Genomic DNA, 7207 nt, shown 5'->3' with positions numbered 1-7207 from the left:
GATTTTGGTCGATTTCGCCGGATTTAATATGAAAATGGCAACCTTTGCCACTAAAAACAATATTAAGGTACACTATTATATCTCTCCAAAGGTTTGGGCATGGAATCAAAAGAGGGCTTATGGAATCAAGAAAAATGTAGACAAGCTGTATACTATTTTACCTTTTGAGCCAGAATTTTTTAGAAAATTTGATTGGGAGGTGGATTATGTCGGCAACCCTCTTTTAGATGAAATCAATAAATTTAAGCCTGATCAGGGTTTTTTAAGTCGGCATAATTTGGGAGACAAACCATTGATTGCTCTCCTTCCCGGGAGTAGAAAGCAAGAGGTAGACAAGATGTTGACTACCATGATTGCCTTAAAAAACAATTTTCAGAATGTGGATTGGGTAATTGCCGGAGTGCGAAACTTACCTTCAGAAAGCTATGAGCTGGCTAAAGAGGCGGGTATCCAGGTGGTTTACGAAAAAACATATGATATCCTGCAGAATGCTAGAGCCGCAGTGGTTACTTCCGGTACGGCTACGCTAGAAACGGCACTTTTTAATGTACCTCAGGTGGTTGTGTATAAGACAAGTCGTATTTCTTACACTATCGGAATGCGGCTAATAAAAGTAGCATTTGCTTCTTTGGTAAACTTGATAGTGGACAGAGAGGTGGTCAAAGAATTGATTCAAGATGCCTATGAGCCGGCCTCTGTTAATGCGGAACTTCGAGGCATCTTACAAGATGGGCCTAAAAGAGAAAAGGTCCTAGAGGGCTATTCAGAGTTGAAAAAACTATTGGGCAATAAAAAAGCCTCGCAGGAAACTGCAAGGCTTATTTATGAAAGTATATCAGCTTAAGCTACCTGAAGCTTTTTGAACTTAGATTTTTCAAATTGTGTACGGGCGTACTCTTCATTGATTACCAAATTGTGCTCGCCTTCCTCAGAAGGGAGTTCGTACATGGCATCCGTGATAATTGCCTCGCAGATTGACCTTAGTCCTCTGGCACCCAGGTTGAACTCTACTGCCTTTTCCACAATAAAATCAATGCCCGACTCTTCGAATATTAAGTTCACATTCTCCATCGCCAATAGCTTAACGTATTGTTTGGTTAAGGCATTTTTTGGTTCTGTAAGAATCAATTTTAGCGAATCTTTGTCCAATGGATCCAAGTGAGTCAGCACCGGAAGCCTACCAATCAATTCAGGTATTAGTCCAAATGCTTTCAGGTCTTGGGCCGTTACATACTGCAACAGGTTGGTTCTGTCGATCACATCAGCATTGGTCTTTTTACTGAATCCCAAAGGTTGGGTATTCAAGCGCCCGGCAATATGTCTACCAATACCATCAAAAGCTCCACCACAAATAAACAGAATGTTTTCAGTGTTTACAGAGATCATCTTTTGGTCAGGATGTTTTCTTCCTCCTTGAGGTGGAACATTTACCGTTGTTCCTTCCAGTAATTTAAGCATTGCTTGCTGAACGCCTTCGCCGCTTACATCCCTGGTAATGGATGGATTATCTGATTTTCTGGCAATTTTATCAAGCTCATCTATATAAACAATCCCTCGCTCTGCAGCCTCCACATTGTAATCAGCTGCTTGGAGCAAACGAGTTAGAATGCTTTCAACATCTTCACCCACATAGCCTGCTTCCGTCAAAACTGTAGCATCTGCGATGCAAAAAGGAACTTCGAGAGTTTTGGCAAGGGTTTTGGCCAAGTAGGTTTTACCTGTACCTGTATCACCTACCATAATGATATTGGATTTTTCAATTTTTACATCATCGGCTTCTTGCTTTTGGCCCAATCTTTTATAATGATTGTAAACCGCCACAGTCAAGACTTTTTTAGCCTCTTGTTGCCCAATGACGTATTGATCCAGATAGGCAGTAAGTTCTTTTGGTTTCTTTAGTTTGAACTTAGGTTGTTTGGCATCCTTTTTCGTCTTGTCCTCTTCCCCTAAAATCTGGAAGGCTTGTTCTATACAGAAATTACAGATATGCGCAGAAATGCCTGAAACCATTAGGTCCACATCTTTCTTATTCCTCCCACAAAATGAACATGTTACTTGCGCCATTCAGTTGTTATTTTACTTTTTTCGTCAAAACTTCATCAATTAAGCCGTATTCTTTGGCCGCTGATGCTCTCATCCAGTAATCCCTGTCTGAGTCAATTTCAATTTGCTCGATGCTTTTTCCACTGTGAAGGGCTAGGATCTCATAAAGCTCCTGCCTCAATTCTAAAATTTGCCTTACAGAGATCTCCATATCTTTGGACTGACCTTGCATCCCTCCTGAAGGCTGGTGGATCATTACTCTTGCATGAGGTAATGCTGCTCGTTTGCCGGCGGCACCGCCTGCAAGTAATACGGCCCCCATTGAAGCGGCTAATCCGGTACATATGGTACCCACTTCCGGACTGATGTATTGCATGGTGTCATAAATCCCTAAACCTGCATATACAGATCCTCCCGGGCTATTAACATACAGTAGGATGTCTTTCTTTGCATCCACAGACTCTAAAAACAACAATTGAGCGGTAATTATATTGGCTATATTGTCGTCTACACCTGTTCCAAGAAATATAATCCTATCCATTATTAGTCTGGAAAAAACATCTATTTCTCTGAAATTGGTTGGCCTTTCTTCAATGACTGCACGGGTCATGTTTTCCACAGAGTGGATATATTGGTCAAAAGTATTGCCACTGATTCCTTGGCCTTTGACTGCGAATTTTCTGAATTCCTCTCTATTCATTTTTACTTTTCTCTAAGATTAATATTACAAAAATAAAAAAAGCCCTTAGATAAGGACTTTTTATGAACAAAAAATTTCAGGAATTAGTTTTCGAGAAGTTCTTTAAACTTTTCTACGCCAATTTTCTCTTCTTTCAATTTGACTTTCTCCTTGACAAAATCAAGGACTTTTTCATTTTGCACCGAAGTCATCATTTGCATGTAATTCTTACCTTCGTTGCCTTGAAGGTAGTTTTGTAAAAACATGTCCATATTGTCTTCTAGTTGAGCACCCATGCCGGATGAGGCCAACTGCTCTCGTATCATTTCTTTGGTTTTTTCAATGACATCTTCATGTTCTGCTTTGATGTCATTGTCCTTTGAAATTTTATTCGAAATCAAAGACCAAGTCAATTGTTTGGTATAGGCTGGGAATTCCTTGGCAACATCTTCTTCAGTGACTTTGCCATCGTTGGCTTTGATTAACCACTCTTTTAAGAATGTTTCAGGAAGATCAAGCTTGTGATTGGAAATCAAAGCATCTTTGATCTGCTCCTCATTGAATACCTTAATCTCTTTTTGGTAATTTTCAGTAAGAATTGTTTTAACCTTTTCTAAAAATTCTTCTTCTGATGAAACCTGGTCAGGACCGAAAACTTTGTCAAACAACTCCTGATCCAAAGTCGCTTCCTCCGTTCTGTTTATGTTTTGAACAGTGAAAGTGAAATCTCCCTTAAGGTTTTCAGCAGCTTCCTTGCTGATGTTTAGGGCTTCAGCTATATCACCTTTGATTGCTTTAGAAGGATCAAAGGAAATGCTGTCTTCTTTTTTAACTCCCAAAAACTTTTTAACAGACCTGCCATCCAAACTACTCAATGGCAAGGAAAGGGTTTCTTCATAAGATCCATCGTCTGCCTTAAGGTCTCCGTAAAGAAAATCATTTTCTTCACTTACCTCAGGGTTGGTCATCTTACCGTATTGTTTTTTGATATTTTCGATGGCTTCATTTACTTCCTTGTCTGAAAGTGTGATCTCATAAACCTTAGCGTCCAAATCCTGCTCAAGGTTTAATTCAAGATTTTCTACAAAACCAATTTTATATTCGAACTCAAAATCTTTTTGTTTCTTCCAGTCTATATTTTTACCGTCTTCTTCAGAAGGTAAAGGGTCTCCAAGAACTTCAAAATCCTGCTCCTTTAAAAAATCATTTAGGGATTTTGACAAAATGGAATTGATTTCTTCCACTAAAACTGATGTGCCATAAAGGTTTTTTACCATCGTAAATGGTGCCTTTCCGGGCCTGAACCCTTTGATGTTCGCCTTTTTTGCGTAATCTTTTATTTTGGCATCAACTGTTTGTTGATAATCTGCTTCCCCAAGTTTTATTTTCACTGAGGCTTCATTGGCAGCATGCTTGTCTATTGTAATTTCCAAGGGATCTGAATTTAATGTTTACCAATAACAAAAACCCTCCATCCTGACTTACCTAAAAGGTAGCTATCAAGATCGAGGGATTTAAAGGGTGTGCGGATGGAGGGACTCGAACCCCCATGCCTCGCGGCGCTAGATCCTAAGTCTAGTGCGTCTACCAATTTCGCCACATCCGCAAATAAATAATTTCAGCTTGTCTACTTCTATTACCTTTTGTAATAACCGGGGAAATAAATCCCATAGTCCCAGCCTATCTTTTGCCAACAATAGTTTTTGTTGGCTTGTTTTTTAATGTGGATGCAAAGGTAATAATCAATTTTAAAGATTCAATACTTTGGGTAAAAAAAAATTAAAATTTTACTTAAGATTTTGATTCCTTAGTCTAGAATAATTTTATAACTTGTATCGTATGATCAAAGTTGATATAGAAGAAGAGCGCAAACAGATTCTCAAACGTTACCGGAAACTTTTGAGATTGGCAAAACCATTGCTTAAGCCCGGTGATGCCAAATTAATCAAGAAAGCTTTCAATGTAGCCAGCGAAGCTCATAAAGAAATGCGCCGCAAATCTGGAGAACCCTATATTTATCACCCTCTAGAGGTTGCCCTTATTTGTGTTGAAGAGATAGGTCTTGGGACAACCAGTATCATTGCCGCCCTGCTACATGATGTGGTGGAAGATACGGATATGGAATTGGAAGATATTGAAAGAGAATTCGGTGTTAAGGTGGCCCAGATCATAGATGGACTTACCAAAATAGCAGGAGTATTTGATTATGGTTCCTCCCAGCAAGCAGAGAACTTCAGGAAGATGCTGCTTACTTTATCTGATGATGTGCGGGTAATTCTTATAAAATTAGCTGACCGGCTAAACAATATGAGGACCTTGGATTCCATGCCAAGGCACAAACAGCTTAAAATCGGCTCGGAGACAAAATATCTTTACGCTCCATTAGCGCATCGCTTAGGGCTGTACTCTATAAAGTCCGAACTAGAGGATTTGTACCTTAAGTTTATGGACAAAGAAGACTACGATTTTATCTCAAAAAAAATAAGTGATACCAGGGTTTCTAGGAATAAATTTATCAAAACCTTTATTGCCCCAATTGAGAAAGAGCTAAAGGAACAAGGCTTTAAATTTGTTATCAAGGGAAGGCCAAAATCTGTTTATTCCATTTATAATAAAATGAAAAAACAGAACATTCCTTTTGAAGAGGTCTTCGATCTTTTTGCCATAAGGATCATTATAGATACTGACTACGAAAATGAAAAGGCGGCTTGCTGGCAGGTTTATTCAATTGTAACTGACTTTTATCGGCCAAACCCCAATAGGTTGCGGGATTGGATAAGTACTCCCAGGGCCAATGGATATGAGTCATTACACACTACAGCCATGAGCCAAACAGGACAGTGGGTGGAAGTTCAAATTCGTACCCAAAGGATGGATGACATTGCCGAAAGAGGTTATGCGGCCCACTGGAAGTACAAAGAAAAAGAAAATGCCCCTGAGAAAGCTGCCGGGAGTTTGGATGAATGGATTACACAAGTAAGAACCTTGTTGGAAAACAATGACGGTTCGGCCATAGAATTTATGGATGATTTTAGGGGGAATCTTTTTCATGATGAAGTATTTGTGTTCACCCCAAAAGGAGACCTTAAAGTACTGCCTTTTGATGCTACTGCTTTGGATTTTGCCTTCGAAATACATACTGAGGTTGGAGCCAAGTGTATCGGTGCCAAAGTCAATCAAAAGCTTGTTTCCTTAGGTCACAAGTTGAAAAATGGAGATCAGGTTGAAATCCTAACCTCAAACAAACAAAAGCCTAGTGAAGATTGGCTTAAATCTGTTGTAACTTCGAGAGCCAAGGCCAAAATTAAAGATGCCCTAAAGGAGGAGAAAAAGGGCTATATGCTGGATGGAAAAGAAATTGTCCAGCGAAAGCTAAAGCAAATGAAGCTCGACTTTACCTCAGAGACAGTGGAACAGTTGCGGGCATTTTTTGAAACAAAGACCACTACAGAGTTTTATTACAAAGTGGGTAAGGGGATCATTGATGCTACGGCTATTAAAAGTTTCAAAGATTTCAAGCAACAAAAAAAATCTAAAAAGGGGCCCCAGTTGAGCTTTACTGATGAAAAATCTTTTACTAAGGAGATAAAAAACCTAAAAGGGCCGGAGCATGATCAGCTTTTAATAGGTGAGGACATGGATGTGGTAGATTATGTTTTGGCAAAATGCTGTAACCCTATTCCCGGAGATGCCGTTTTTGGTTTTGTTACTGTGAATGAAGGGATAAAAATTCATAGAACGGCATGCCCCAATGCCTTGGAATTAATGTCCAATCATGGCAATAGGGTAATCAAAGCAAGATGGACCAGTCAGCAGCAAATTGCGTTTTTGGCCGGGTTAAAAATTATAGGTACCGATAGGGTGGGGCTTATCAGTGATCTCACTAAGGTGATTTCCAACGAATTGAAAGTAAATATGCGCTCCATTACCGTTGATTCTGATCGAGGGATCTTTGAAGGCAGCATAAAGCTATACGTTGACAGTACCAACCATCTAGATAAGCTAATTGATAATTTATCCAAGGTTTCAGGTGTTCTTAAGGTGTCCAGGTTTGATTAGGAAAGTTAAACCGTCCGTTTTTAAATAAGAACAGTATATTTGTAAAAAAAATGAAAGTATGGCTTCAGTAGAAAATCTTTACGAAAAGGTAAAGAAAATATTCACCGCCTATTTGGAAAACAAAAAGCTGAGAAAAACACCGGAAAGGTATGCGATCTTAGAAGAGATATATAGCCGAGGAGGGCACTTTGATGTGGAAGGCTTGTATATAAGTATGAAGAATAAAAACTACCGCGTAAGTCGTGCTACGGTTTACAATACTTTAGATTTACTGGTAGAATGTGACCTTGTTACCAAGCATCAGTTTGGAAAAAACTTGGCTCAATACGAAAAATCCTATGGGTACAAGCAGCATGATCACCTGATCTGTACAGAATGCCACCAAGTAAAGGAGTTCTGCGATCCACGAATTCAAAATATTCAGAA

6 protein-coding genes and 1 tRNA gene are annotated in these 7207 nt (G+C 39.2%); 3 read left to right on the top strand and 4 right to left on the bottom strand.

The genetic code is table 11. The annotated features are described in order from the left end of the window. Positions 1-844: lipid-A-disaccharide synthase (lpxB, locus tag AAC037_RS15870; RefSeq protein ID WP_339903905.1), on the top strand; the 844-nt coding region annotated here is incomplete at its 5' end. Here the strand turns inward: lpxB and clpX are convergent. The 4 genes from clpX to AAC037_RS15850 all read right to left on the bottom strand — a co-directional run bounded on the left by clpX (position 841) and on the right by AAC037_RS15850 (position 4328). After that, on the bottom strand, positions 841-2064 hold the full coding sequence (gene clpX, locus AAC037_RS15865) for an ATP-dependent Clp protease ATP-binding subunit ClpX (RefSeq protein WP_339903904.1): 1224 nt from the start codon (positions 2062-2064) through the stop codon (positions 841-843). The genes lpxB and clpX overlap by 4 nt on opposite strands. A 7-nt stretch (positions 2065-2071) precedes the next feature. Beyond that, positions 2072-2743, bottom strand: coding sequence for an ATP-dependent Clp protease proteolytic subunit (locus AAC037_RS15860; RefSeq protein WP_339903902.1), 672 nt, complete (start codon positions 2741-2743; stop codon positions 2072-2074). 83 nt (positions 2744-2826) lie between these two features. Beyond that, positions 2827-4155, bottom strand: a complete 1329-nt coding sequence (locus tag AAC037_RS15855) for a trigger factor (RefSeq protein WP_339903901.1) — start codon at positions 4153-4155, stop codon at positions 2827-2829. Positions 4156-4246: 91 nt separating this feature from the next. After that, positions 4247-4328 (bottom strand) — tRNA-Leu (locus AAC037_RS15850). Between the two features lie 233 nt (positions 4329-4561). Between AAC037_RS15850 and AAC037_RS15845 the strand changes: the two genes are divergently transcribed. Both AAC037_RS15845 and AAC037_RS15840 read left to right on the top strand, forming a co-directional pair. After that, on the top strand, positions 4562-6781 hold the full coding sequence (locus AAC037_RS15845; protein ID WP_339903899.1) for a bifunctional (p)ppGpp synthetase/guanosine-3',5'-bis(diphosphate) 3'-pyrophosphohydrolase: 2220 nt from the start codon (positions 4562-4564) through the stop codon (positions 6779-6781). A 58-nt stretch (positions 6782-6839) separates the two neighbouring features. Next, positions 6840-7207: transcriptional repressor (locus AAC037_RS15840; protein ID WP_339903897.1), on the top strand; the 368-nt coding region annotated here is incomplete at its 3' end.

This window comes from uncultured Cyclobacterium sp., from assembly GCF_963976465.1.
GTDB lineage: Bacteria > Bacteroidota > Bacteroidia > Cytophagales > Cyclobacteriaceae > Cyclobacterium.
This window is presented reverse-complemented; position numbering and strand designations above follow the sequence as displayed.

Bases quoted from the DNA above. Each gene is read 5' to 3' on its own strand.
- clpX (WP_339903904.1), bottom strand. From the start codon at position 2,064: ATGGCGCAAGTAACATGTTCATTTTGTGGGAGGAATAAGAAAGATGTG.
- AAC037_RS15860 (WP_339903902.1), bottom strand. From the start codon at position 2,743: ATGAATAGAGAGGAATTCAGAAAATTCGCAGTCAAAGGCCAAGGAATC.
- AAC037_RS15845 (WP_339903899.1), top strand. From the start codon at position 4,562: ATGATCAAAGTTGATATAGAAGAAGAGCGCAAACAGATTCTCAAACGT.